At 48.0% G+C, this 26,870-nt stretch carries 21 protein-coding genes; 2 read left to right on the top strand and 19 right to left on the bottom strand.

Annotated features, from left to right (window positions below; genetic code table 11):
- From FSB84_RS16375 to FSB84_RS16350, 6 genes are read right to left on the bottom strand one after another with little or no spacing between them, the layout of a single operon-like run.
- Positions 1–2,832 (bottom strand): glycoside hydrolase family protein, encoded by a 2,832-nt coding sequence (locus FSB84_RS16375; RefSeq protein WP_165434877.1) that lies wholly within the window; start codon positions 2,830–2,832, stop codon positions 1–3.
- Positions 2,833–2,841: 9 nt separating this feature from the next.
- On the bottom strand, positions 2,842–4,716 hold the full coding sequence (locus FSB84_RS16370; RefSeq protein ID WP_130539010.1) for a glycoside hydrolase family 97 protein: 1,875 nt from the start codon (positions 4,714–4,716) through the stop codon (positions 2,842–2,844).
- 18 nt (positions 4,717–4,734) lie between these two features.
- Entirely contained in the window at positions 4,735–7,353 is a 2,619-nt protein-coding gene (locus tag FSB84_RS16365; RefSeq protein WP_207234170.1) for a glycoside hydrolase family protein, read from the bottom strand.
- Positions 7,353–8,246, bottom strand: coding sequence for a DUF5017 domain-containing protein (locus tag FSB84_RS16360; protein WP_130539009.1), 894 nt, complete (start codon positions 8,244–8,246; stop codon positions 7,353–7,355). The genes FSB84_RS16365 and FSB84_RS16360 overlap by 1 nt, the downstream gene beginning before the upstream one ends.
- A 27-nt stretch (positions 8,247–8,273) precedes the next feature.
- Positions 8,274–9,911 carry a RagB/SusD family nutrient uptake outer membrane protein gene (locus FSB84_RS16355; protein WP_130539008.1) on the bottom strand — a complete coding sequence of 546 codons (1,638 nt, stop codon included), beginning with the start codon at positions 9,909–9,911 and terminating at the stop codon, positions 8,274–8,276.
- Positions 9,912–9,930: 19 nt separating this feature from the next.
- Positions 9,931–13,095 (bottom strand): SusC/RagA family TonB-linked outer membrane protein, encoded by a 3,165-nt coding sequence (locus tag FSB84_RS16350; protein WP_130539007.1) that lies wholly within the window; start codon positions 13,093–13,095, stop codon positions 9,931–9,933.
- Between the two features lie 186 nt (positions 13,096–13,281).
- Here FSB84_RS16350 and FSB84_RS16345 point away from each other — a divergent pair, with 186 nt between their 5' ends.
- Positions 13,282–14,295 carry a LacI family DNA-binding transcriptional regulator gene (locus FSB84_RS16345; RefSeq protein ID WP_130539006.1) on the top strand — a complete coding sequence of 338 codons (1,014 nt, stop codon included), beginning with the start codon at positions 13,282–13,284 and terminating at the stop codon, positions 14,293–14,295.
- Between the two features lie 19 nt (positions 14,296–14,314).
- On the opposite strand, the gene FSB84_RS16340 is transcribed toward FSB84_RS16345, so the two are convergent.
- Both FSB84_RS16340 and FSB84_RS16335 read right to left on the bottom strand, forming a co-directional pair.
- A complete protein-coding gene (locus FSB84_RS16340) occupies positions 14,315–15,979 on the bottom strand; it encodes a right-handed parallel beta-helix repeat-containing protein (RefSeq protein WP_130539005.1) in 1,665 nt (554 codons plus the stop codon).
- A gap of 44 nt (positions 15,980–16,023) precedes the next feature.
- Positions 16,024–17,355 (bottom strand): T9SS type A sorting domain-containing protein, encoded by a 1,332-nt coding sequence (locus FSB84_RS16335; protein ID WP_130539004.1) that lies wholly within the window; start codon positions 17,353–17,355, stop codon positions 16,024–16,026.
- Positions 17,356–17,511: 156 nt separating this feature from the next.
- Between FSB84_RS16335 and FSB84_RS16330 the strand changes: the two genes are divergently transcribed.
- Positions 17,512–17,829, top strand: a complete 318-nt coding sequence (locus tag FSB84_RS16330) for a heavy metal-binding domain-containing protein (protein WP_130539003.1) — start codon at positions 17,512–17,514, stop codon at positions 17,827–17,829.
- Between the two features lie 10 nt (positions 17,830–17,839).
- On the opposite strand, the gene FSB84_RS16325 is transcribed toward FSB84_RS16330, so the two are convergent.
- From FSB84_RS16325 to FSB84_RS16290, 11 genes are read right to left on the bottom strand one after another with little or no spacing between them, the layout of a single operon-like run.
- On the bottom strand, positions 17,840–19,045 hold the full coding sequence (locus FSB84_RS16325) for an MFS transporter (protein ID WP_225979794.1): 1,206 nt from the start codon (positions 19,043–19,045) through the stop codon (positions 17,840–17,842).
- A 39-nt stretch (positions 19,046–19,084) separates the two neighbouring features.
- Complete coding sequence (locus FSB84_RS16320) at positions 19,085–19,816, bottom strand: SGNH/GDSL hydrolase family protein (RefSeq protein ID WP_130539001.1); 732 nt, start codon at positions 19,814–19,816, stop codon at positions 19,085–19,087.
- Positions 19,817–19,823: 7 nt separating this feature from the next.
- Entirely contained in the window at positions 19,824–20,540 is a 717-nt protein-coding gene (locus tag FSB84_RS31090; RefSeq protein ID WP_225979793.1) for an FAD-dependent oxidoreductase, read from the bottom strand.
- Entirely contained in the window at positions 20,462–20,854 is a 393-nt protein-coding gene (locus FSB84_RS31445) for a hypothetical protein (protein ID WP_394367084.1), read from the bottom strand. Before FSB84_RS31445 ends, FSB84_RS31090 begins: the two co-directional genes overlap by 79 nt.
- A gap of 47 nt (positions 20,855–20,901) precedes the next feature.
- On the bottom strand, positions 20,902–21,429 hold the full coding sequence (locus FSB84_RS31440; protein WP_262713757.1) for an FAD-dependent oxidoreductase: 528 nt from the start codon (positions 21,427–21,429) through the stop codon (positions 20,902–20,904).
- A 5-nt stretch (positions 21,430–21,434) separates the two neighbouring features.
- A complete protein-coding gene (locus tag FSB84_RS31435; RefSeq protein ID WP_262713756.1) occupies positions 21,435–21,716 on the bottom strand; it encodes an FAD-dependent oxidoreductase in 282 nt (93 codons plus the stop codon).
- A 12-nt stretch (positions 21,717–21,728) separates the two neighbouring features.
- A complete protein-coding gene (locus FSB84_RS31430; RefSeq protein ID WP_158643952.1) occupies positions 21,729–22,379 on the bottom strand; it encodes a hypothetical protein in 651 nt (216 codons plus the stop codon).
- Entirely contained in the window at positions 22,379–23,452 is a 1,074-nt protein-coding gene (locus FSB84_RS31425) for a GxGYxYP domain-containing protein (protein ID WP_147122219.1), read from the bottom strand. The genes FSB84_RS31430 and FSB84_RS31425 overlap by 1 nt, the downstream gene beginning before the upstream one ends.
- A 17-nt stretch (positions 23,453–23,469) precedes the next feature.
- Positions 23,470–25,098, bottom strand: a complete 1,629-nt coding sequence (locus tag FSB84_RS16300) for an FAD-dependent oxidoreductase (RefSeq protein WP_130538998.1) — start codon at positions 25,096–25,098, stop codon at positions 23,470–23,472.
- Between the two features lie 40 nt (positions 25,099–25,138).
- Positions 25,139–25,981, bottom strand: a complete 843-nt coding sequence (locus FSB84_RS16295; RefSeq protein WP_147122217.1) for a RagB/SusD family nutrient uptake outer membrane protein — start codon at positions 25,979–25,981, stop codon at positions 25,139–25,141.
- Between the two features lie 11 nt (positions 25,982–25,992).
- Positions 25,993–26,862 (bottom strand): RagB/SusD family nutrient uptake outer membrane protein, encoded by an 870-nt coding sequence (locus tag FSB84_RS16290; RefSeq protein ID WP_147122215.1) that lies wholly within the window; start codon positions 26,860–26,862, stop codon positions 25,993–25,995.
- Between the last annotated feature and the right edge of the window lie 8 nt (positions 26,863–26,870).

Here is a 26,870-nt window from a genome sequence, read left to right as displayed (position 1 = left end):
TTATTGTCCGAGAGTGACTGATTCACTTTTCTGTTCCCGGCCATCGGTTTGAATGAGGGAGAGAAAGAACGAAACAGGTTTCGCTTCTCCCACAGGTACGGTAAATTCAAATGGATAAGCCATATCTGTGATGGTCTGCTGATGGCCATTTGCGTTGGTATATACCAGCGATGCGCTGCGGAATTTATTATCGTCATCCTGCAGGTATACATAAAGGCGACGATCATATTTCCCCAGTTGCAACAGCATGGCTTCTGCCTTCCCTGCCTTTATTTTCGCATAGTCGACAGTGATAACAGAACTACCGGTATCAAGGATCTTATTTTGAAAAGACGAACGGACCGATACACCATCGATAGCCACAGCCGCAAGGCCATTGGCAGGAACCGTTATGGTAAAACTGCTATCGATGACCGGGATGTTCTGATTTCCTGTAAATGAAATGAGCCGGGCTTTGCTGTTCAATTGAACACGGCTGGGATCGATGGTCACTCTGGCCGTAACAGCAATTGCCGACTGGTTGGTGAATGCCAGGAATAATTTGTTCCTTTTTCTGGCGGAGACATAATTCAGCTCTGTATTGGAAATATTCAATAAACCTGAAGGCATCCAGAGCTGCACATCTTTTTCTGTATAGAATTTCCCTTTTTTCGCACCATACATTTTATTCTGCAGGTAAGCATATCCTTCCATATAATCAGCCGGAAAATCGATCTGTGCGTTGCTTCGCACAAACACATCAGTTACCAGGTAATCCAGCAACATACTGGCCATGGGCAGAATATGATTGTAATGAAATGAGTTCACACTTTGATCCTTATGCTCATGCATGGGAAAATCGAATTTCTCATAGGCAGTGGTCCTTTCGGTATTGATATGGTAGCCTGGAAAATTCCTGTAACGGCCAACAATAGCCGCTTTGGCCACCTGGATAAGGAAACTGTCCCGGGTATAATATCCCAGGCGCAGCATCCAGGGTGCGTAGTTAGCCATGAAGATGCCGCGGTGGCCGGTGGCTGTACCGGAAGACTCAGGTGTGAGGCCCGTTTCAGACAATCGCCAGGCAGGGGCCTGCTCTTCCGGATAATACATCTGGCGATGTCCTTTGGAGCGCAGATACCAGTACATGGGCGCCTTGCCTCCCTTGTTGACGGTAATCAGGCTATCAGGCACCGCCGGGACCATCCAGGTAAACATCGTATAGTTGCGCGCGCCTTCGCGGGCCGCGTTCAGGTATCGTTCATAGTTAGTGAGCTCATACAATTGCAGGTATTCGATCCATCTTCCTGTAAACGTTGGCCAGAAAAAATAACCGGACTGCATGGGATCATTGAAACCGGTCTGCGCCTGTTCGATCCTTTGTGCAAGATATTTATCGGCTCCTTCGATGGATGCCTGCAGATATTTTTGATCACCGGTAGCTTTGTAGAGCCACATATCATTGATCCAGTTCTTCCCGATCTCCTTATTGTCCAGGTTCCGTACACGCGCTGTATTGTATTCCTTTTCCGCCATTTCCAGGTAGAAAGGATTTTTCTTACCGAACACTTCATACAAAGCCAGCAATTCAGAGAGCGGCGCGATAGGACCTTTAAGTTTCCGTGAAGGGCTTTGTATTTTCTGCGTACTATCCAGGGCAAAAAGGAACTTCTCCCTGGACAGCATGAATTCCATCAGCGGGTAAGCCCTTTTCTCGAACATCACCGAATCATCCATTACCAGCGCCAGTTCCAGCGGGTTGAGGCTCGATACATTTTTCACAGCGCCGGGCACATCAGTTGAATAGGCGCATCCCTTCAGGCTGTCTATGAACCAGGCATATTGCGATAAAGAATAATCCACAATATTGTCCAGCGCGGTGTTCAAAGACGCGATATCATTCCTGCGGTAATCCCTGAAACCAAAAACATCTTTTGCCAATTGGCTATAGGTTTGATTGATGGGTTTCGGTACCACAACCAGATAACAGGAAAAATCGAAAACCTGTCCTGCTTCCATTTTCGACAAATAACCGCCCGGTATTGGTGCATAGATCTGTGGTTGCAATTTTTTCTGTTCATTAACCAACGCCACGCCAAACCGGCTATTGGGCAATGCAGGCAATGGCTGGAAAGGAATTTCTTTTGATGTAGCCAGCACACCAACCGTATTGGTTCCATCATATACAAAAGTGGACGGCAGCGTAGCCATAAAAGCAGGTGTGCAATAAGCAGCATCGGGTATGCGCTTTTCCTGCCAGATCAGGGGCTGCCAGATTCCCTTAGCCTGCTCTTCAGACAAAGACGGTGCGCCGGTATATCCAATACTGTAATAACCCGCCTGCAAAGGCCTGATGGAAAAATGTAAAGATGGGTACGGACCTTTTTTTAAAAGATAAGCGGTTAAGAAAAATTTATCGGATGGTGGAAAACTGAAATGGACAGTGTCAATACCATTACGGGCGCTTGTAGCTTTTACAATGATCTTCTCGCCTGCATTGAAAATATTGGCTGTTCTCCATTCAGACTTCGTACGGAGTATACGGTCATCAAACCCGTCGCCTGCCATGGCTGCGCCAATTTTCTTTTGCCTGAAGTCATTCTTACTGCTGTCTGTCACTTTCCAGGTGAGCACATTGTATTCTACTTTTTTCAGTCCGGCAGGCTTCAGCGCCATGCCCGGATCTGTAGCATTATACAAAACAGTAAAAGCAGGTGAAAAACCGTAGGAACGTTTTCCACTTTTGATGATCATTTCTGTGTATCCTGCAGGTATCACCACCTGTGCCAGTAAACATGCAAAGGGCATACAGGCAAACAGCAAAAGCAAATAATATTTGCGTACGTAATTCATAAACTATGATCAGTTCTTTATTTGTATCAGCAGTCCGCCATTGGCGGGTATTGTAAGCTTTGTATGATTTCCTGTTTTCATTTTTTTCTCTTCTTTGATGAAGCCGGCGTCACCAGCGGCATCTCTGATCACGGTTGCAGTAAGGGTTTTCCTGGTCCGGATAAAAGAAGGATCCAGTTTGAAGGAACTGGCGCTGCCGGTTCCATTGATCACTGCCACATACCAGTTATTTCCTTTCCGGCGAGCAAATGCCGCCAGCCTGCCGATCTCACTTTGCTTCAGTACGATGGTTTCATCCCAGGTAACAGGCAGTGATCGCAGCAATGGAAGAATTGGTTTGTATTTAGGATCGTTCAGCAGCGTAAGAGGATTCTCGGCGATGCATTGGAAAGGAGAATTGAACAGGTATAGCAGGGCCAGTTGATGCGTGTAAGTGGTATTGGCCTTATTGCTGAAAAATGCAGGCGTGTAATCCCCGTGCCCCAGCAGCAGGCGCGTGAACGGCAATGCTGCATTGTGCCAGGCGGGAATGGGCTCATTCATGATATTTAGTTCCAGACCGCGGATGCCTTCACGTGTCATTTCATTGGGAAAGGGAACGCTTTCACCCGTGGGCGCCTGACAGCCATGGAAATTCACCATCAGTTTTCTCTGAGCAGCGGCACGCAACAAACCGATTTCAAAATCGACAAAGCTTTTTTCTTCACTGTTCATGAAATCGGTTTTCAGGCCAACTGCGCCACAGGAACGGATACTGTCGAGGAACTGGTTCCGCTGAATGGTATCGAGAATATCCTTCGAATGTTTCCAAACCCAGACGCCGATCTTCTTTTTGGAAGCATATTCGCAGAGCTCTTTGAGTTGTTTCCATTTGTAAGGCCATTTGGTTTCCCAGCCTTCATCTATCAGGGAGAATTGAAAATTCAGTTCTGCAGCAGCGTCGATGAATTTCATTTCTTCAGCGGGCTGCATATAGTTTTCCTCATTGCGTGTGATCCAGCTCCAGACGGAAATACCGGGTTTGATCCACGACTGATCGGCAAAAACATTTTGATCAGGAAGCGGATTCAGGTTTTCGATTATTTTATTTTTCACCAGCTCATCCAGCGACCTGGCAAAGAGGACCACACGCCAGGGAGTCTGCAATCTTTTATTTACAGCAAAGCCTGACTCTCCTTCCGTAAAATTGACCTGCACAGCATTTCCGCCGATCGCCTTCAGTCGCATCCCGCTATAACCGTAGAGCGCCGCTTCGGTGATCACCATGTATTTGTTTCCGGGGAACTCTGCCACCAGTGGCTTTCCCTGGATGGGGCCTTGTGAAGAAACTGATGGCAATCGATCAGGCGTAGTGCTCATCCACAGACCTGCATAAGATTTGAGTTTCCAGTTATTGTTCCGTTCAAAATACCAGACGCGGGAAGTAGCAGGGAATGTAAAACTGGTAAGCTCTTCCTGCAACAATGCATGCAGGTTACCTGCTGGCTGATAACGGAAAGCACAGCCATTGTCGAACACGCGGAAACTGATCGTATCCGTTATATCTTTTTGCTGAATCAAAATCGTATACTCCACACAGTGATTCAATGCCACTGTACTGTTGAGACGGGATGGACGCTGTTCCCGGATCGTTACTTGCCTGAGCAAACGCAATTGCTGTACTTCTCTGCCCAGTGTTCTGTTGTCTACCCTGAGCCCAAGTGCTGCCGGTTCGATCAGGGTCAGTGCGCCGGCAGCCACGCGATACAGCAGCTTTCCATTTTCAGTATACAAAACCACCTGCAATTGTTTGTTGGGACCAGGCAATTCAAGAGCGGGGCCGGAAGCCCAAAGCATCCCGCTCAGCATTACAAAAATCAACGAAAAGAATATCCGGTTTTTCATTCAATCATTTTTTCCAGGCTATTCGAAATGTATTTCGATCACCTGCAATCCATAAGCCGGTATGTTCAGATTCCAGTGATTCGTCCCGGAAAGCGCTGTGCGCCTGCCATCAGTAGTGATCAACTGAACTTTATTGGGCTGTAAGATTTTATTATCAAGTATTTTACTGTAATCGATCTGGATGGTGGGATGCAAAGTCTCATCATCATTGTTGAGGAGCAGCAGGAATAATTTTTTCTCTTCTCTGCTGATAGCTCCGAAATAATCCAGGTATGGAGATGCGTTTTGCAGCATTCCATCCCTGAGCAACAGTTCAGCTTTGGCGCCGTAAATATTGCCGGGCCTGAAACCATAGCTTTGATGCGGACCAACTTTGGGAGTGATCCAGCCACGGGGGAATTCCAGTTTTCCATTACTGCGAAGCTTTGCTTCAGACAAGAGATAGTCCGTGATCCATCCGATCTGCCACCAGGCATGATGCGGATATGGTCCCGCTCCCCTGTTCATCACATCCCAATAGTAACTTGCCACACTGGTGGCAGAATCAACAAATGCATCGCGGCCCAATGCAGCGGCACGCGCCATTGTCAGAAAAATAGAATCTTTAGTGAGCGAATACATACGAACGAACATTCCTGCATGACTGGCCAGCAGTATAGGTCCGCGTAAAGTTGCAGAGCCAAAACTTCCGCCATGCTCAAAGCTGAGCCCTGCCTGGCTGATCTCCCAGTCCTGGCGGCTGACGCCTCTTACCATTTTCGGCGCAGTTGATGGAATGGGATGAGTATAAACAGAAGTGGTGTACAGTTTCGCCGTAGCAATGGCAGCCTGCAGATGTTTCGGATCTTTCGTGATATCATACAGGTCCAGCAATGCCTGTGCACTCTGGCCTGTGGCAAAATCAGGAGCGAAGCGCGTATCACCGCATACTCCGGTGAATTGTCCTTTGTTCACCGCATTGCTGATATACCATTGTGCGCCTTTGATGGCAGCCTGCAGGTATTTCTTATCACCCAGTAATTTGTAAGCGATCACCAGGCCGTAGAAAGTTGGACGCAGATCCTGCAGGTCATTGAACAGGGGTTGCTGTGTTGCATGATCCCAGGCCAGCTGCCATTGTCCATCAGCGCCCATCCAGGCAAGAAGCCGGTCTGCAGCAGCTCTCACCTCATTACGAATAGCCGTATCCGTTGGATGGAAAAGGAGGATATTGCCGGCATCCATCAACACATAGTAGGTGGTGCCGATCGGCTCCACATAAGGTCCCCACTCTTCGGTGAATCTTTTGCTTCCGGGAAGATAGTATTGGCCTGCAGCTGCGCCATGAAAGAAACCGGGATCTTTATCCTGTTGCGCCAACTTAAAATTCCTGGCGAACGGTAATCTTGTTTTCTGTAAAACGGAATCATTGGTGATGCGGGCCAGCATCCACATGGCGCCATAATCGGCATTCTTGATAGCATCGCCTTCACCACCGTATACGCCTCCACGATAATCCTGCGCGCCGATCGTCAATCCTTTATATTGCTCCGTTCTCCATTTGGAACTGCTATCATCTATCACGTACTGGTGTAATCGAAGAATGCGGTTGGTGAGGGATTGTTTGGTTTGTTTGAGTTTTAGAAAATCGCTCAGCCGGTAAATATCGTTGGCTGCGTGTTTATATACAGCAAACCAGTCATCTGCTTTGATAGTATACCGGAAGGAAAAATGGACAGCTTCTCCCGTTTTCAGGTAAGAGCCTTTCTCTCCCAGCACCGGATGCCAGGCAACCGGCGTCAGTTGGGCCTCCCTGTTCATGACGGACAGGCCAAGCTGCCAGGTATTTTGCGTGCTATGGTCGTATTCCCAGGGGTCACGACTGGTACCTGGTTCTGGTATAACGGCCATGGTTATTCCTTTTTTTGTCGAAACAAGCGGACTCAGTGTAGATGCCGTCCGTTCGCGTGTAACAACAGGAAGGGCAGGAATGCCCTGTCCATATCCAAAGGCTTTCACGAAATCCTTTTCGATCGTCTTCCCCTGAAAATGACCAGGCACCATGGCCCAGTCCAGTTCTTCCGGATCCACGATGGCAAGTGAAGGAGAAGCAATGGAGAAATAACCGTCCTTTCTGGCGGTAAGTGTCATATCCACTACGATATCTCCGGAAAATTGAGGATCCATTTTCCAGGTGGCGGTAACAACTGCTTCTTTGAGCTCCTGTGAGAATTGCAATATCCCTTTCTGCTTTTTCAACAAGTCCGGAAAAAAACGTGTTGCTTCACCGGCTTTGTTCATGGCTACAGGGAGGATTGCCTGCTTCCAGGGAGGCAGGATATAACGGTATTGCGGCTCAGGGATCATCACTTCTTTTCCCTGTTCATCCAAAACAGGAGCGGGAACGGAATCGGGTTTCGACGGCGAATACAGAACAGTATATTCCCCGCTCGGGCCCGGCAGCTTTGTCCATTTGCCTGCCTGCTTTATACCGAGTTGCTGCAACTGCCATCCATTTTTCGACTTTTTCCACTCCAGTTGCAGGGAAGAGGAAGACAGTACAGCTTTTGATCCTTCCTCCTGTTGCGCAAAAATCTGGCTGCTGAACAATACAACCAGCAGTGTGGGAAGAGATAAATATGTTCTGTTTTTGATCATCAGGGTGTAATGGTAATAGTAACTTCCTTCACCACTCTGTCCGGTTCATTCTGATAGGATGAATTGGTGGCTTCAAAGATCACTTTGTATGTGCCGGGCTTATTGTAGAGATCGGTTGCCGGCGAATATCGTGTAAGGTTGGTAGTGATATTCTTGATAGGAATACCCTTGTCCGGCGAAATAGCATTAGGATTGAAGGTCTTTGACAGAATCCAATCATCATCTGCATTATTGGGAGTGGCCTGCGTTAACAGCTGTGTACTCATCACCAGCCAGTTGGACGCAGGATTTTCAAAGCTCACGGGTTTCCATCCTGCCGTGCCTACATTGGCCTGGGGTATTACTACACCTTCAGTATCTTCCATATCCATGAAAAAGCTGCGGATCACCCAGCGGTTGGGGTTCGGATTGGCCATGGCCGGTACAATATAACGGAAAGCTATAGTGGCAGATTTATTGTCTGCTGTAAACTCAGACAGGTCCACTGTTCCCGAAGGCACCTGATCCAGGCCCTGGGAAAGGGTGAACCTGCTGGTTATATCCGTCCAGGCAGCGGCCTGTACATTGGTGGCGTCGTAAGTGCCGTTAAAATTATTAGACACCAGTACTGTCAAATTGTTGAGCACTCCATATTGCTGAAATGAATTGAACCTCATCAGGAGTTTGTTGCCGGTAGTGAAAGTCCTGTTCCTGAACTCGTAGGTGCGGCCAGGCGTTCCGGGCCAGAATACGATGTTCTGCGGACTCCCTTTGAAATTGAAAACGATGGAGTCGCCCAGTTTATAAGTGGCAGCGCTGGCAGATACTTGAAATTCAGGACTGCCCACTTCATCCCTTTTGGTGCAGGAAGCCGCCAACAGGCAGATGATACTATAGAAAAATAATTTGTTCATGCGTTCGATGTTGGATGATGAATGATGTTACCAACCTGGGTTTTGTGTTACGTAAGGGTTCACTGCTATCTCCGTGTTCGGAATAGGGAACAACACGCTTCTGGAAGTTACCCTGCTGGCCTGTTTGATGGCTGCATCGGATAGGTTCGCAGGCATATTGGTCTGGTACTCGGTCACCTGCTGCTGCATGGTGGTAACGTAGATGCCCCAGCGAACAAGATCATGTTTGCGGATGCCTTCATAAGACAATTCACGGAAACGTTCTGCTCTGATGGCTTCGCGGAAATCCTGCTGCCCAAGCGCCGGAAGGTCCACTGCCGGATCAGCAACATCAACAGGTTTACCGAAACCTCTTCTGCGCACTTTGTTCACATATTCCAACCCTTCCGCAGAAGGCCCCGTTGCTTCATTCTCTGCTTCAGCAAACATCAGCAGCACATCGGAGTACCGGAGCATAGGGAAATTGATAGGTGTGAAATCCTGGTCCCTCGGTCTTGCCTTTTCGTATTCCCTTCTGTACTTACCAACGCTTCTCTCGTAGATCTGTGTGGCGCTCCAGTTAGTTCTTGTTACAGGCGCCCTGGTGCCGGAACCGTTAGGCACAAAACGGAATGGCGCCACGGTCCAATCCCTTCTCAGGTCATTCGGCTCGTAAACATTGTACACTTTTGCAGTAATGTGCACATGGTCATATCCGAATCCAGTATCGATATTAGGACAATAGATCCCCATCCAGGAACCTACATAACCACCTTCGCGGACGATGCCCTGGTTATTGCCATCAAATTCCAGTTCCCAGATCGATTCCTTGATATCATATTCATCTGCGGACAACCTGATGAAGACATTCTGGAAACTGGGATTGAGCGCGTGCTTTCCGGATATGATCACTTTGTTCGCATACTCCTTCGCGTCAGCATATTTTGCAACATCATTCAGCGGCTCGCCGGCCATTGTAAGATAGATCCTCGCCAGCATGGCCTGAACGGCAGATTTACTGATACGGCCACCAAAGCCATAGTATGTGATCTCTTTCACCAGTCCTTCCGCCTCCTTCATATCCTTCACGATCTGTGCATATACTTCAGGCAGCGGCGTACGGGGAATGTTTGGTTCCAGCGGCGATTTAGTGGAAGTAAGTTTCAAAGGAACAGCGCCGAAATTATCTGCCAGCACAAAATAATAGAAGGCCCGCAGGAAGAGCGCCTGCCCTTTCACTTCATTCTTATTGGAATCAGGCACTGCTGCACCATCCAGGTGATCCAGCAACATATTGGCCCGCTCGATGCCAACATACAAAGCCTCCCAGCAACGGTTCAGTTCCAGCATACTGGCGTCGAGTGTATTGGACATATAACCTGTTGGCTGGCTCTTCACGTAGAATTCATCGCTGAAGTTCAGGAATCCCCAGAGGCCGCATCCATAGGTGCGGCGGTCGCCCAAACGGTCATACACAGCCGCTAATGCCCTGTCAAGATCAGTTTGTGTTTTATAATAAGTTTCAGGAGTGATGGAGTCAACCGGTTTGGTGTCCAGAAATTTGTTACAGGAACCAAAAAGGATAACAACAAAAAGAACAATCAGCAGCAGTATTCCTGCATTTACAAACCGTCCGGATCCTTTGGCCGGTTGACTGTTCCCTGATGATGCAATATTCGCAATCATATTCGAAGCAATTTATTCGTTAGAAAGTTACGTTCAGGCCGAGTGTGATGGTACGCGCTTTGGGATAAGCAGACCAGTCGAAGCTGGGTGTAAGCGGTGAATTCCTTACAGACACTTCGGGATCTACACCGCTGTAATTGGTCCAGGTAACAAGGTTCTGCGCTGCGGCATATAGGCGGATGCTCTTGATCTTTATCCGTTTCATCAGGGCATCGGGCAATGAATAACCCAGTGCTACGGTCTTCAAACGCAGGTAGGACCCATCTTCTATCACGCGGTCGGAATATACGTTCGGACTTGTCACGCCGGCTACAGGCAATGTGGCATCAGTATTATCCGGCCTCCACCTGTCTTCCCATGACTTGAACATATTCAGGAAGGGCCTTGCTTCCATGCCTTCGAACACGAGACGGTTGGCATTGAGTACATCATTGCCATACGACCACTGGAAGAATACGCTCAGGTCGAAACCCCTGTAGCGGAAATTATTGGTGAAGCCCCCGATATGCAATGGCATGGGATTGCCGATGAGGGTCTGGTCATTGGCATCTACAATTCCATCACCATTGATGTCTTTGTACTTCATATACCCGGGCTTGATCAGCGTTCTATCCTGCCCGTTATTCGGCACCTCATCTTTCAGGGAATAAGAACCGTTGGGCAGTTTATTGAAGTCCTCCACCTGGTACAATCCGTTGTAGAGATAACCGAGATACATGGCTACGGGCAAACCAGGTTTAGCCAGGTAAGGAAGTGAGTTGTTGAAATTATCATTCCATCCCTGCACGCGTGTAGTGATGCTGGGTTGATCATAGTTCAACTCGAGGATCTTATTCCGGTTGAAAGCGATATTGAAATTGGTGGTCCAGCCAAAATCCTTGTTATCGATATTCACTGTATTCAAAGTGAACTCGAGGCCCTTGTTGGAGACCTTACCGATATTCTTGTATCCCGTGAGATAGCCTGTGGAAGCTGCGAGATTGGCGAGGAGCAGCAGATCGCTTGTTCTTTTGTTGTAATAATCAACAGTAAGATTGATCCGGTTTTTCAGGAAGCCGAGATCAAGGCCGAGATCCATCTGTGCAGTGCGTTCCCATTTCAGGTCCTTATTGCCTACTTCCACCGGCGCAGATCCCGGGATATGTGCATTGTTGAAATAATAACCAGGTGTACTGTTGCCACTGCCGTTGGTAAATCCGGTTTGACGTAACACAGACAGGTATGCGAAATCTGCTACCCTGTTGTTCCCGGTAATGCCATAACTGGCCCGCAGCTTGGCTTCAGACAGGAAGGAGAACTGCCTCATGAATTTCTCTTCATGGATACGCCAGGCCACAGAGCCGGAAGGGAAATAACCCCAGCGGTTTCCGCTGGCAAACTTGGATGATCCATCAGACCTGAACGATGCCGTAAAAAGATATTTCGAATTCAATGTATAATTAACCCTGCCAAGGAAAGAGGCAAGTGCTGCTTCGGATTCGGAAGAAACGTTCACGATCGGAGTGCCTTCATCCAGCCCACTGATGCCCAGTCCTTCGTTCGGGATCTTATTGGCTGTGAAACCATCGGACTGAGATCTTGTTTTCTGCAGGGTGAATCCTCCCACCACATTCAGGATATGGTTCTTGTTGAATCTTTTATTCCAGGTGAGGGTATTCTCATTCAACCAGCTGGAGAAGATATTATTGGTAACTGAACCATTCACGCCATTGGCGCGTCCGTAAGTAGTTCTGATATTACCAGCGGCAGTATTGGAGTTATTGAAGATCTCCCTTCGATTTCCATTCCTGGTAACGCCGCCGGTTATACGCAGTTTGAGGCCTTTGGCCAGGGTATAATCCAGATACGCATTTGCCAGCAATACATTGGTGAAGGCCTTATTATGGGCATTCTGTGCAGACACGAAGGGATTTACCCTGAGATCCGATTCTGTGGTGATATCGGAATCGAAAGCATCTTCAAGCAGGCTGAGATCGCTGAGTGAGTCGCCTGTAACAGGACGATAACCCCAAGCGCTGAAGAAAAGATAGGAAGAAGCATTGATGCCATTCTCACCGCCGCTTGTGGCGATCTGCCCGGTTGTTCTGAGCCAGGTGTAATTCACATTCAGGCCTACTTTCAATCTATCATTCACAGACTGGTCCAGCACCATCCTTCCCTGGTAGCGCCTGAATCCGCTGTTGATGATAATCCCCTGCTGATCCAGCAGGTTTCCGGACACAGCATATCTTGTTTTATCATTTCCTCCGGTAAGCGAAATACTATGACTTTGCATAGGCGCAGTACGGAAGATATGATCCTGCCAATCCACGCCTTTTACATCCCTGTAGGAGTCAAGCGTTTTTCCGTCTTTCAGGTAAATATCCTTGAAGGAGCTGGGATTCAGTTCCAGCTGGTATTTCACAAATTCGTAAGGGCTCATCACCTCCTGTCGCCTGATCTCTTTCTGGACGCCTGCCCATGTATTGTAGGTGAGTACAGGGATCCCCGCCTTTCCTTTCCTGGTGGTGATCATTACAACACCATTGGCGCCACGGGCACCATAGATGGCCGTAGCGGAAGCGTCTTTGAGAATTTCAATCGACTCAATATCGTCAGGATTGAAAGTATTGTTATTGGGATTCTCAACCGGGAATCCATCTATCACATAGAGCGGAGCATTGCTCTGTGTAACGGAGTTGCCGCCACGGATGGTGATCAGGTTGGAAGATCCGGGTTGTCCGTCCACCGCGCTTACCTGCACGCCGGCCACACGGCCTGCAAGCGCATCTTCGAAGGAAGGCACGGGAGCTTTTTTTACATCCTCCACCTTCACCTGTCCAACCGATCCGGTGAGGTCTTTCTTTTTGACCGTACCATAACCGATCACGATCACATCATCGAGATCAGTCTGCGTACTGGTGAGCTTCACATTGTATACCGAAGTGGTGGCATTCAGCGGAATCTCCTTACTGGAATAACCTACCATCGAAAAACTGAGCACAGCCCCTTTGATATTGGGCACTGTAATAGTGTACACTCCCTTGGCATCAGTGGTAACAGTGAGCTGTTTTCCTTTCAGCTGTACCGTAACACCTTCGAGCGGTTCATTCTCAGCATCGGTGACTTTTCCGGAAATGTTCTTTGAAGTTGAAGTGGCGGGAGCATTCTGGGCATGGAGACCGGAGAATGCAAGTGCTAACATTAAAGTAGCAAGATAGATTGCAGTCAGGCGTTTTTTCATATGCAGCGTCGTTCTCTAACAAATATGCCGAATACCTGTAGCAAGACAAAGATTCTTTACCTGTTTTTAAATTGGGAACATTCCCACAGTGCGGGAATGTTCCCATTACCACGCAATTCCCGTAATTTGTAGTTCAATTCTCAATTCATGAAGCGCCATCAGGTAACGATCGTAGACATTGCCAAAAAACTCAACCTCTCCAAATCCACTGTATCGCGGGTGTTGACGGGCCATCCAAGCGTAAGCGACAAAACCAGACAGGCCGTACTGGAACTGGCGGAGCAACTGGATTATCAGCGGAACATGCTTAGCATCAGCCTGCTCAACAGGAAGAGCAATACCATCGGCATCATTGTTCCTGAATTCATCAGTTCCTATTTTCCGCAGGTGATCATGGGTGCTCAGGAAGTGGCTGCAGAAGCGGGTTACAACACCATTATCTGTCATTCCAATGAAACCTATGAAACAGAAGTGGCCAATACGAAACTGATGCTGGCCAACCAGGTGGATGGTGTATTGGTTTCGCTTACCAAGGAAACACGCAATTTCGATCACCTGAAGATTTTCGAGCGAAAGGGTATCCCCATCGTATTCTTCAACAGGGTTTGTGAAGATATGGATGTGCCGAAGGTGATGGTGGATGATTATGAAGGAGCATTCAGAGCTGTTGAGCACCTGGTCAAAAGAAAGAAAAAAAGGATCGCGCATCTGGCAGGACCGGATTCACTGCCCATCAGTGTGAAGCGTCTTAAAGGCTACAAAGCTGCTTTGAAGAAATACAATATTCCCATCGATGAAGAACTGATCATTCCCTATGATCTCAGTATCGGGAAAGTGAAGATCTATGTGAACCATTTGCTGCGACTGGCGAATCCGCCTGACGCAATTTTCTGCATCAATGATCCCACGGCTATCGAAGCATTGCAGATCGTAAAAAAGAAAGGTCTGGATGTACCGAAAGATATCGCCATCGTTGGCTTCAGTAATGATTTCGCTTCGGATCTGATCGATCCCCCGCTCACTACCGTTTCCCAACCGGTAAGAGAAATTGGCAGCACTGCCGCTCAATTACTGATCGATCAGATCAATCGTGATGTATCGGAATGGAAATCGATCATCAAAGTTTTGAAGACAGAACTGATCGTCAGAAAATCCAGCTGAGTGCTGCCAGCGAAAAATTTTACGGCGTATTATTTTTTTCCCACACAGGCCCGGTATAAACTGTACCGAATTTCTTTCCATGTTCCCTGCTGTTGCAGGGATAAGGCTCCACTACATTGGAAGCCTGCGTCAATCCACTTACAGATGAATAAACGATAGCAGGGTATGGACATTTCCTGATCGTATTGTGATGCACATTGATCTGTCCGAAAGCTCCTGCTGCAGGGACCTGGGCCAGTCCGTTCACATACCAGACAGACAGCGCGCCCGGAGGCATTCCCTGATTGGTTTTCTCAAACATGCATTCGAACAGTGTATTATTCCTGATTTCCACATTATTGGCAAAGCCACCGCCCATCCAATGTATTTCAGGTGCTACGAGAATGCCATTCATGGCCGTGCCTGCAATTTCATTATTGTGCACAATGCCATTGGAGCTTTTGATAAGGATACCGCGTGAACGGTTATACCCGATATTATTGTTGCGGATCACGAAGCCTTTGCCGGTATGGCTTTCATTGTACACGATATCGCCAACGCCCATTGCAGGCAATGTATCCACCTGCAGGCGTGTTCCCCTGGTGTAACTTGTTTTGAAAAGAAGATCAGGATACAGGGATACTACAGCTGACTGATCTGCTGCCGATGGAACGAAGGATTCGAAAGCGGTGATCTTCATCTTTCCACTTTTCGTTCCGGCATACAAAACATGTTGCAGGGTATCGCCCACATAGAAAACAGGAAGACCTTCCCTGCTCAGTACATAAATGCTTTTGGTGGCGCTGTCGATCCTGCAAACGGGAAATGAACGGCCACATACGATGATACAATCATCACCATTGTGTTTGATATCGCAGTTCTCCACCAGCGGTCCCACACTGGCGAGACTGCTATGTATACCATCGGCATTGCCTGAACGGAGTCTGGCCGGGATACCTGCAGGCATCGGGCCCCTTCCGACCTTGCAGCCATTGTAATGTGATCCTTTACAGTCCCTTTCAAAAAATGAAAAGCTGTTGGAACCATAAATAGATACATTCTGCACTTTGGCATTGGTACATTTTTCCAGCTGGAAACAATGCGCTGCAGGATTGGCCTTGGTACTAACCACGTCCAGCACCACCAGGTCCCCCAGTTTTTCGTAAGCTACCCAGGCTGCATTCTTGGTGAGCCGGAACCTCCTTGTGGTGCCGATCCTGGCGAATGCGGAATAATGCCCTTCCCCTGTTGTGATACTGTTCCTTTTCAGTTGACGGGTAGCAGGGTCATAGAATTGTACACGGGTATTCCTTACATTGTCTACAGGATAACCCGGATCTATCTCCACCTCAAACCAGAGATTGGAAGGGTCCTTTGCAACAATCACTCCCTGAGTAAAACAAAGCGGATCATAATCGATACTGAAATCCTTTATAGTAATATTGGTGCAATTCAGAAAACGGAAAGCAAGCTCCTGTGAATTGCAGATGATGCTGGCTCCATTACCCCTGATCTCAACATTGTTCAGATTATGGAACTGATAAGCGCCATTGGTCATATTGTTCAGCAGGTAAGTTCCCGCAGGGATCTCGATAACGGCGTTGCCAGCCTGTGCGTCAAGGATAGGCTTTAGTTCCGGCAACTGGCGCGCATGGGTCGCCAGTCCAAAAGACAGGAACAATAAAAAATAAAATAGTCTATGCATGGTAGTTATTCTTTAGAATATTATCAATTGTTTTTCCGGGCCAATCAGAGCTTTACCAGTTTCTTCGTTTCCTTTTTATTGCCGCTGTTCAGCGTGAGGTAATACACTCCTTTCACCAGGGCTTCCACATCCACGGAAGTTTGTCCGGACTTCATCGATACCCCTTCTATTTTCTTCACTACCTGTCCGGCTGAATTGGTGATCACTATAATGGCATTGTTGCTTTGTTCTGTTTTGAAGGTCAGCAAAACTTTATTGTTCGCAGCGTTCGGGCTCAGCTGCATTTGCCATGGGGTTTCTTCAGCAGCAGTACCGGTGATACCGGAAAGCGATGGATCAGGAGCCATCACAATTGATCTGAAAACATTGTTCTCATTTGATCTCACGATCAGTGTTGGAGTGAGCGAAGAAAAATTGTTGTTGTGACCAGTACTATCTGTAAGTGAAACCACTTCCCCGCCGGAGTTGGTAGTATTATCATTTCTTCTGATGGCGTAAATGATCACATGTCCATTGCTGTTGATCTGTCCGGTCAAAGCGCGGTACTTATCTCCCAATGTTCCAATGGTTCCATTGCTCACCCATGCTCCTCCGGAGAGGGAATATTTTCTCAGCAGATTATCGTCTGCGATGTACAGCATATCAGATCCTGATCCTGCATTCACGATAAAGAACTGGTAAGGGCTGCCGGTGGCGGGTGTACCGGGCAGGTTCACCATGGATTGTCCGGCAGTTACCGGGAGTCCGGTGCCTACAGCGGTGAGCCGCGATGCGCCTGCAGTGGAAGTGGCGTACAGTTGTGCATTAATTACCATCAGGCAGCGTGCTGTGCTGGTAGTGATCTGCGTATATGTGGTGCCGCTTGTAGTAGTGTGCATGATACCGCCGGATCCGCCGCTTACCCAGATATTGGAGCCATCGCTAACGGCAGCGCGTATTACCTGAGAACTGAATGCGCTCAATGCAGTACTGGTATTCACTGCTCCATTTTGGTCCACAATGGCGATCACTCTTTTTACGGCAGTGGAAGTAGTGGATGAAACACCAGTGGTACCAGGGTCTGCATCATAACCGGCCAGCGCCAGTTTGCTTCCATCCTGCGAGCGACTGATATAGCCTTCCGTATAATCGCTGGTGGAAATGGGCAGCGTCAATCTTTTGTTGCTGCCGTTTACGGATACGGGCATTGCGATCGATCGCACCAGGTCGCCGCAGGGATTGTATTCATCCAGGTAAACCGGCTGTGCAATGCCCGCTGCAAGCGGCGCTTCGCCGGAACCGATCCTTAGCACAACAAAATTTCCGGGAGTAAATGACTGGGCAAGGCAGTTGGTAAATAAGAATACCAACAGTACCAGGGGGATACTTTTTTTCATATGGCAATTAGTATTGGACCAAGAAACAGAAAAAAGAATTCAGCCAGTCCAAATTGCGGAAGGTATTTTTCGTGGGAAGGCTCCCACACCGAGGGAATGTTCCCAAAGCCTGTAATATTCCGCCAATCTATCCTACTAATGATAAAACATTTCTCCATGATAGTTACTACCACCAACACCATTGAAGGAAATCCGATTCAGCAATACTTAGGTGTTATCAGTTCTGAAACCATTATCGGTGCGAATATTTTCAAGGATATTTTTGCCGGACTGAGGGACATTGTAGGTGGCCGCAGTGGTACATACGAGCGCGTGATCCAGGAAGCGAAACAAACGGCCCTGAACGAATTGCAGCAGAAGGCGGCCGCCATCGGCGCCAATGCCATTGTAGGTGTTGACCTCGATTTTGAAACAGTGGGAGGCAAAGGCAGTATGCTGATGGTAGTGGCTACCGGTACTGCCGTGAAAGTGTAATTCCTGTTTTCTATTCTGTAAAATCAAGATTCCTGGAAAAAGTTTCTTCCATTCTCCATGCTGCCAGCAAGGCCAGCACAATTGTTGCCCCGCCCACCATGGCAGCGGAACCCAGGAATCCGGCCTGTTCAACACCCATCAGGAACAAAGGGGTGAAAACATTCACGCTGCCCCTTACAAAATTGGGGACTGTGGTTGCCACAGTAGCGCGAAGATTTGTACCGAACTGTTCTGCAGCAACGGTCACAAACAGCGCCCAGTAACCGATCGCAAATCCGAGGAAGAGACATAAGCTATAAAATACTGCAACACTTTGTGTACGCTGCAACAGGTACACCAGCATGGCAAGGGCCGTCAGACAAACGAATACAGCCACCGTCTTCTTTCGGCTTTTCAAATACTGACTGAGCAGACCGCTACTCATATCGCCCAGTGATAAGCCTATATAACTGAACATAACAGCTTTTCCTGCCTGTATGGGAGTATGAAGACCAATTGCCACGCCAAACTCAGGAGAGAAAGTGATCAGAATCCCGATCACGAACCAGATAGGCAGGCCGATCATGATGCAGCGCAGGTACTTTACAAAACGTTTCCATGAACTGAAGAGGGCAAAGAAATTTCCCCGTGCAACATTCGCTTCCTTCACATGCTTGAAAATACCTGATTCAAAAACATTGAATCTTAATACCAGTAAAGCCAGCCCCAGCCCTCCTCCTATAAAATACGCGATACGCCAGTCGAAGAGATCTGCAATGAAATAAGCCAGCACAGCGCCCAGTACGCCTACCGATGCAACAATGGAAGTACCATATCCCCTGATCTCCTTCGGCAACACTTCGGCTACCAGTGTAATCCCCGCTCCCAATTCTCCTGCCAGGCCCACGCCCGCAATGAAGCGAAGGATCGCATATTGGTCAACGTTGGTCACAAAGCCATTGGCGATGTTTGCCAGTGAATACAGGGCAATCGATCCGAACAACACTGACAGCCGTCCTTTCTTATCACCCAGGATACCCCAGAGAATACCTCCCAGCAGCATGCCTGCCATTTGTGTATTGATGAGGAAGATGCCCTGCTGCAGCAATTGATCGTCTCCAACATTCAGGGCACGCAGGCTGGGCACACGCACGATACTGAACAACAGGAGATCATAGATATCCACAAAATAACCAAGCGCAGCAACAATAACGGGTACGGATAACAGTTGTTTCAAGGCAGAGGGATTACGCATCTTATGGGATCAGTTTCCTTTTTATGATAATAATTTTTTCAAATATGCCGGATAGCTTTCTTTGTCTACAGAACCATCGCCTTTGGTGATGCTGTCGCCAAAGCAAACGATGCGGCGGGCATCATGGTGATTGTACTGAATGTATTGGCTTACTGCCAGTGCGAGAAAACGGTAGCCCTCACGCGTGGGATGAACACCATCTTCTTTTCCACTATTCTCTTTATTTCGCAGCAGGCAATCTTTTTCAAGACCGATCTTTCCTACTTTTTCGAAGATACTGCCGATATCTAGCAAGCCGGCTTTCCTTTCTGCTGCTGTCTTTATGATCACTTCATTCACCTGCTTCCTTCTCCCTTCCGGCCCTTCAGGTTGAAAGAATGCCACAGGGTGCCTTAACAACAAATAAGGTTCATAGAAGGGCAGGATTGTCATCAACATCAATTGACTGCCTGAATTGATGATCCTATCAGATAGCATATTCAGATTGTTCCTGAATTTTTCGAGCGGAACATGCTTGCCATTATTCATATCGTTGGTGCCGATCATGAGAATAGTAAGCGTTGGTTGATGTGCCAGGCAATCTGTGTAGATCCGCTTCAGCAGGTTGTTCGTGTTGTTGCCTGCAATGCCGGCATTGACCAGCAGCTCCGTGCCGGCAGCATGCTGCACCGGCGTATTTGCGGAAGCTATCTTTAACAGTCCACTGCCTGCCGCCAGCAGCACAGACCTGGTAAGGAATTGTTTTCTGTTCATGAAAATTCTATTGAGCCTTCGAGAAAAGCCACTGGATGGCTTCACTCCTGGTACTTTGATTGGCTTGAATATGTTTCGGGAATTTCAGTCCGGATAATTTCTGCCATTCATCCAACTCTGTTCTTTTCACTTTTTCATCCGGTCTCACCGTCCAATCCGGCAACCATCCCTTCAATCCAATTTTTTGAACGGCCTTGAAAGAAGGATGAGCTGGATTGATATCTTTGTAATAGATCAACACTGCTCCCTGCCTGATCAATTCATCCTGGATTGTTGTTACCGGGACCTTCTGTACAGGTTTGCCTGATAATATCACTGTTGAAGCGGCAATACCTGCTGCCTGACCCAATGCCATCCAGCAGGGTTCCATGCGTAAAGTAGCGAAGCCCAGGTGAGTGGCGGAAGCAGGAACAGGCGCCAGCAGATTGGAGATCACTGGCGGTACCATCACTTCGAAGGGCACGGTATAAGGCATGGTAGGATAACTGAGAAATCCGTCCAGTACATTTTTCCCTTTTTCCCTTTTCCTTGTAGCATGTGAATCGATATCGTAATGACTGCCGGTGATGCTGCTGGTATGCAGAGGAGGCCGTCCTCCATTGATCAGCGGCAATGCATCGGCTGCCTTGAACAGATAGAGCCCTTTCATCCTTCTGCCTTCGCGCACATATGCCTGCCTGGGAAAATTGCCATTGTCTTTGAACTCATCGGCAGACAATCCCATTGCAAACAATCATTTCGAAACCATTCAGGCAGCGCTTCATCATGTTGCCCGAAATACAAAAGTCCAAGGATATAATCTTTTAACCTGTTTGCAAACTGATCACGCCATTCCCAGCCTGCCGTAGGCCAGGGCCAGTTCTCTTCGGGAAGGTCAGTAGAGAGCAATGCGCGGTGCTGATTGTTGGCATCTGTTTTTCCATTCGGCAACACCACTTTGTTCACCAGCCGCTGGATCCCTTCCGGCATCCACTTGCCAACCGGCGCTTTTCCCTGCGCCCGCAATGCAATATTACTGTCTCTTAACTTTTGCGGCATATCCGCCCATTCAATACCCGAATGTCTTCCAGATAAAACATCTTCGATCAGTGAAACATATTCTTCCCTGTTGTAAGCAGCCGGTTTTGGAACAGGTATCCTGTTGGCCGGATCAGTAGTGAGGCATAGTCTGAAATTATAAGCCTGCACCGCATTATCCGCGAGATTGGTAGTCCCTCCTCCTGCCTCTCCGCAAGCCAGAGTTTGTACACCTGGCCGGCATAGGGCTCATTGAATTCTTTCTTTCCTTCTCTTCCAAGGCTGTAAGGCACGCCGGCTGCCGCAATCAGATCGCCTTCATAGGTGGCATCGATAAAAACAGCTCCGCTGAATTGTTCCTTTTGCTGCGACTGCCGGTTCAGCACCGTGATGCTTTTGATAGTATTGTTTTCGATCAAAAGATTTTCAGGCAGCGCATCAAACTGTCGGTTGAGCAACACCGTTACCAATGTGGTTTCTTTCAGCATATCCAGCAGTACTTTCTCCCCAACAGATGGCTCAAAATGATAGCCCTGGCTGCAATCCTTTACCTGTTTGGATTGTGGCCCGTAGGCGCTCACGTAATGAGCCTTCACACGATTCACGAATTCAAGGAAAAGGCCCGCAGTGGCCCACGGGTAATGATATCCGTAGCGCCGAGACCGTTGGCAACAAGCCCTCCCACATGACTGGTGCGCTCCAGGATCAAAGAACGCTTTCCCATCCTGGCCGCAGATATGGAAGCCATGATACCGGCAGGCGTTCCACCAACCACTACTATATCAAAGGATGCACTGGTTTGCGCAGATGCCGCAAAAGGTACTGATGGCAGGATACAGATCAATATTGCACTCAGCCACCAGGCTATTATTGGTTTCTTCATTCCATTATTTTATCAGAATAATTTCTTTGTTTCTTCCGGATGGTATTGCATCCTGATACGCCAGAGCAGTTCTTCAATGCTCACTGCTCTTGTATTGGACGATAATCTATCTGCTATCCATTTGACTGGTGTTACACCCCGCTCGCCGGTACCATGTCTTTTCGCTTCCTCAGAATCGGATACTGCATGTACTATTTTTCCGGGCTCATTGAACCTCGACCATGCATGTACGATAGTCCAGGACAAAGCAGGGTCAGTTGCAGTAGCCTTTGAATCATCTTCATTGATCATCTCTACCAGCTCTGCAGGATTGCCTGAACCTTCTTTTTTCAGGTTATGCCAGAGTTGGTAGCGAGCGGTTACAACAGGTATTTCAGCACCCTTCCTGTTCTTTACCCAAAATATTTTTCCCCTTCCGGCATTATAAGGTGAATACTGAACAGCAATGATCCCGGTAAGTTCTTCGATCTCTTCCGCAAAGATCCGGTAAGCGCGCTGCGCTGCTTCTCCCGACATATTCCTGCAAATGAATCCGAGCACTTTCACACCTGTCAGTTTCATTTGTTTGTTCATGCGTTTCGCCAGTTCGCGCAACCACTTTTCAGGCTCACCAGTAGCCGTTGCAAAGAGGTCAGGGTAAAAATAGCCTCCGCCATATTCCACTACAGATACACCTGCAGGCTGTGTCCGTTGCAGCTCATCATATACATCCCTGCCCCGGCAGAAAGATTCACCACGCAGGAAGTGAAAGACATATTAATACCACTATTGGAAGGATTGGACCAGTAATCCTTGCTGCTGATGAAATCGCCGAATGTCCATTGCATATTGTCGCCATCGCTCATCACGAAAGACTGGCAATTGCGTTGATCATTCCAGTTGATCTCCTTTGGCGCCAGCGATTTGATCTTCGCAGGCGCTTTGGTTTCGTAAATACTCAGCAGGCTGAGGTTCACACACCAGTCGGACGCTGTATTGATGAGACCGCGCCGTGTACAGGGCTCTATATGCTGGAACTCACCTCCCTTGTTCCATCCGATTACGGGCGACAATGGCTGTATCCATTCCAGCAAACCTTTCAGCGTGGAATCAACCCCATGCCATACCAGGCTCTTGTGCGCAATGGCATAATCACGGTTATTACTGAATTCAGGATTGCAAAGCACCATCAGGTTCCTGTTCACTTTTTCTTTTAAAGGAAGAAAAGTGGACAGATCAGGATCGATGGCTGATGCGTCGAATAATTTCACCAGTCCTTTTTCCCTGGCTGTTGCTTCCTCAGACAGATCAACAAGGATCCCTTTCATCAGACCTGCATACACAGTGGCGAGGTTAACGGAATTGTCCATTTTTCTCACATCATACAAAACATATCCTTTGATGATGCCTATTGGGACATACCTGTCAACCAGTTGCCAGGCAGTAAGACTTCCTGCTTCCTTTGCATGCAGCCGTTTCACCAGCGACCGGTAATAGATGGCATAATTGGGATTGGATACACTAATCCACACGCCTTCCTTCGTCTTTCCTTCATTGAGCGATTGCGCTGCCAGTCCAGCCACGGATTGTGCAAGATTCATTTCCCTGAGATCACTCCCGCGCTGGATACTGCAGGTAATGATGGACGTTGGAGCTTTTTGTGCAGGCCATCCATAGGCACTGTCTGTTCTGTTGCCGGCAGCAGCAACCAGGGCGCTACATCCCAGCATCCATACGAGTACAAATTGTTTGAACATGAGACGGTAATATTTTTTTACTGTTCTTTTTTTCCTGCGGGCAGATCAGCCAGAGTTTTCAGTTTGTGCTCAAGGATAGCTCCCTGGCTCAGCAATTTTTCACCAAGCGCTTTGGTGTCCACATCCTGAACAGTTTTCTTATTCTGAATGGCCATGGTAGCGGCGTTACCAGCAGCCTGTCCGATGATCATATACTGCGGCTCCATTCGGAGGGATGAACATACAACATGGCTCATGGAGATACAAACGGTCACCAGGAGATTGGATACCTGTGATTTTTTTGGAACGATACTACGGTATGGGATCTGGTAAGGGATATGTTTCATGCGTTCCTGCTCAGTGCGTTGAACGCCGCCTTCATATTTCAAAATACCTTTTGCATCTGCATATCCCTGTACGCGGTGAACATCCAGTCCATAAGAGCCCAGACCGATGGGATCAGGCTTTTGCATTTCGGAGATCACATCCTTCTGGATCATCACGAACTCACCCAGCATACGCCTGGCTTCGCGCACATACAGTTCATAAGGCCAGTTATCGTTATCGGTGAATTCATCTTTGGAAGGGCCCCACAGGTTGATGCCTGCACGGTATTCTTCAGGTAAACGCGGATCATTGGCGAGGAAATACATGTACCCTTTTACATAATTCTCATGGTCCTTCCAAATCTCCGCCCTTCTTTTGTAAGAGCCATCCGGATAATCCCAGTTACCTCCCACATAATCCGCCGTGTTCAGGTCCACTTTATTGTTGGGAACTTTACCAGGACCGGGAAACATTTTTGCAGCGGCTTCCACAGCACCCAGGTTCTTAATGGCATCCAGGGTGGAGAGCAGCAATTCATAATAGCGATTCGTGTCATAATCCTCCGGCTTGTGATAAGGGCGTTTATTATTTGGATCGTTGGTGAGCGATAACCTGAAATTATAAGCCTGGGTCTTCTTATCACCTGCGCCAATGGGGCCGGGAGGATTTGGCTGAATGCCGAACAGGAGTTTTCCGTCAGGGCCATATGCACTGCGATGGCCTGAACCTTCACGAATGCCGGCGGAATATTCATTGTACAGGCTTTGTGCCTCACGGCCAACTACATACGATACGCCTGCAAAAGCCATCAGGTCGCCTTCATACGTGGCATCTATGAATACCTTGCCAGTGAAGGAAGTTCCGTTTTCCATTTTTATCCCGGTGATAGCTTTGTTCTTTTTAACAACGCCTCCCTTTTCTTTCAGGCGGTGCTGGAAGAATACGTCCACTTTTGCCTCTTTCACCATATCGTTGAGCATTTTTTCAGCTACATGCGGCTCAGGGAACCAGGCGATGCCATCTTTAGCAGTCACTTTGTAGTGATCCCCTGCCCTTTTGTAAACCTCCTTCACATAGCCGCCGATCACATCCTTGCGGCCCAGATCTGTAGCAGAGAGCCCGCCGGATACCATGCCACCCAGGTGGGTCTTCGGTTCAAGAATGGCTACACGCATGCCTTCCCTTGCAGCAGTTACTGCTGCAATCACACCGGAAGCTGTGCCTCCGTATACAACAACATCATAATTTTTCTTACCGGAATTTGTTTGCGCATGTACGGATACGGACGGAATGGTTGTTACCAGAATCAGTAAACAAACCAGGAAATGCTTTCTTTTCATCTCAATCAAGATTTTAGGGTATTGCTGATAAGGCGCCCTGTTAATAGTTCGGATTTTGTCTGAATTGTTCTTTATTGGTGGACAGGTCGATTTCAGATTGCGGGATCGGGAACAGGTAGTGAGTGGCAGGATCGAAGCTGGTAGCCGTGTTCACGATATTCGCATCATTGGCCGGACGGGTCAGTTCCAGAAAATACTCGAACTTACCTGTTCTTGCCAGGTCGAACCAGCGCTGGAATTCGAAACACAATTCACGTGCACGCTCCTTCAATATCTCATCGATATTGATATCTGAAGCTGTATAATTATTAAAGCCCGGCGTTTCCGCTTCGGTAACCGGAGTGCCATTCGGTTTAAGTCCACGCGCACGCTGACGCACACGATTGATGGCTTCGAGCCCTTCCGCAGAGATCGTTCCCGTTGATTTGAAATCAGCTTCTGCAAACATCAGCAGCACGTCGGCATAACGGAGTACGATCACATTATTGGGACAATTGGAATACAGGTATTGCGAACTTGCCCTCCAACTGGCGCCCCATCTGTATTTGGTAACGCCGCACCTACCCAGTATCGTTTGATTGTATTTGTCGGGATTGTATAAAGTACCCCAGATATACGTAAGACTGGCGGGCACATTGTTGGCAATATTCACAATGGAATCTGCCAGGTTCCAGACCCTTCGTTTGTCGTAGTCCGTTACCTTGGGGCCGCTTTTGTAATACTTGTAAAACTTCGGCACATACACCAGGTTACACTGGCCGATCATGGAATTGGTATAATAAGCAGGATTGCCATTGATTTGCCCTCCGGCCGCGATCATTCCATATTCCTTCGTCCATTGTGTACCATATGGAACTGTAGCGGCAAACTGGAGCTCGAACAAAGATTCAGCATTTACATTTTATTCTCTATCGTGAATACATCTCCATACACTGGAAGCAGTGATGCACCACTATTGTCTTTCACATCTCCCAACACATCCCTTGCCTTACCATAGAGCTCAGTTATATCAGCAGGAATATCTTTATACCCATCTACTTTACCGGTGGTTTTGGTGAGGGCCGTTTCCTTGGCGGATGCCATAGTGAGATACACTTTTCCCAGCAGGGTTTTGGCAGCCCAATGATTGGCATGTCCATTATTCGTTTTTTGTTTGGATAACACTCCTTCCGTAGCGGCATAAACGAGATCATTCACGATGAAATCATACACATCCCTGATGGGCCTGCGTGGCAGGCTGTAATCGAAACCACCTTTGATGGGTTTATCGATGATGGGCAATTCACCAAAAGCCTGCACCAGCCTGAAATACACGAAAGCGCGCACAAAGCGGGCCTCGCCTGTGATCATATTCCTGTCGGTTTCCGAAATGGATGATACACGGGCTGCTGCATCGATAATGGTATTGGCCCTTGCAGCGATCTCATAATGCCTTAACCAATATTCATAAATAGAGCCCTCGCGCGGAGAGAAAGAATGCCTGTCGAAACTGAAACGGACACCGGATGTTCCTTTGAACATGGCTTCGTCTGTACCCAGCTGCGTCATGAACAGCGGCGTATTGGTGTAAACGCCAAACAGATCTTTGGCAGAGGAATAGATCCCTACGATGCCGGCATCCAGCGTTGTTTTGTCAACGAAAAAATTATCTGCCGTATATTCTGTAATGGGTTTTTCTTCCAGGAATTTATTACAGGAACTTGTACCGCCAAGTATCGATACACTCAAAATACCCCAGAACAGAAAACTTGATCTTGATTGCATATGGAGGG

Source organism: Pseudobacter ginsenosidimutans, from assembly GCF_007970185.1.
Taxonomy (GTDB): Bacteria; Bacteroidota; Bacteroidia; order Chitinophagales; family Chitinophagaceae; genus Pseudobacter; species Pseudobacter ginsenosidimutans.
The sequence above is the reverse complement of the archived record's forward strand: the minus strand, read 5'-3'. Positions and strand labels throughout refer to the sequence as shown.

Coding starts and splice junctions, on each gene's coding strand:
- FSB84_RS16375 (WP_165434877.1), bottom strand. CDS start 2,832: ATGAATTACGTACGCAAATATTATTTGCTTTTGCTGTTTGCCTGTATG.
- FSB84_RS16370 (WP_130539010.1), bottom strand. CDS start 4,716: ATGAAAAACCGGATATTCTTTTCGTTGATTTTTGTAATGCTGAGCGGG.
- FSB84_RS16365 (WP_207234170.1), bottom strand. CDS start 7,353: ATGATCAAAAACAGAACATATTTATCTCTTCCCACACTGCTGGTTGTA.
- FSB84_RS16360 (WP_130539009.1), bottom strand. CDS start 8,246: ATGAACAAATTATTTTTCTATAGTATCATCTGCCTGTTGGCGGCTTCC.
- FSB84_RS16355 (WP_130539008.1), bottom strand. CDS start 9,911: ATGATTGCGAATATTGCATCATCAGGGAACAGTCAACCGGCCAAAGGA.
- FSB84_RS16350 (WP_130539007.1), bottom strand. CDS start 13,095: ATGTTAGCACTTGCATTCTCCGGTCTCCATGCCCAGAATGCTCCCGCC.
- FSB84_RS16345 (WP_130539006.1), top strand. CDS start 13,282: ATGAAGCGCCATCAGGTAACGATCGTAGACATTGCCAAAAAACTCAAC.
- FSB84_RS16340 (WP_130539005.1), bottom strand. CDS start 15,979: ATGCATAGACTATTTTATTTTTTATTGTTCCTGTCTTTTGGACTGGCG.
- FSB84_RS16335 (WP_130539004.1), bottom strand. CDS start 17,355: ATGAAAAAAAGTATCCCCCTGGTACTGTTGGTATTCTTATTTACCAAC.
- FSB84_RS16330 (WP_130539003.1), top strand. CDS start 17,512: ATGATAGTTACTACCACCAACACCATTGAAGGAAATCCGATTCAGCAA.
- FSB84_RS16320 (WP_130539001.1), bottom strand. CDS start 19,816: ATGAACAGAAAACAATTCCTTACCAGGTCTGTGCTGCTGGCGGCAGGC.
- FSB84_RS31090 (WP_225979793.1), bottom strand. CDS start 20,540: ATGGGATTGTCTGCCGATGAGTTCAAAGACAATGGCAATTTTCCCAGG.
- FSB84_RS31445 (WP_394367084.1), bottom strand. CDS start 20,854: ATGCCGCAAAAGTTAAGAGACAGTAATATTGCATTGCGGGCGCAGGGA.
- FSB84_RS31435 (WP_262713756.1), bottom strand. CDS start 21,716: ATGAAGAAACCAATAATAGCCTGGTGGCTGAGTGCAATATTGATCTGT.
- FSB84_RS31425 (WP_147122219.1), bottom strand. CDS start 23,452: ATGTTCAAACAATTTGTACTCGTATGGATGCTGGGATGTAGCGCCCTG.
- FSB84_RS16300 (WP_130538998.1), bottom strand. CDS start 25,098: ATGAAAAGAAAGCATTTCCTGGTTTGTTTACTGATTCTGGTAACAACC.
- FSB84_RS16290 (WP_147122215.1), bottom strand. CDS start 26,862: ATGCAATCAAGATCAAGTTTTCTGTTCTGGGGTATTTTGAGTGTATCG.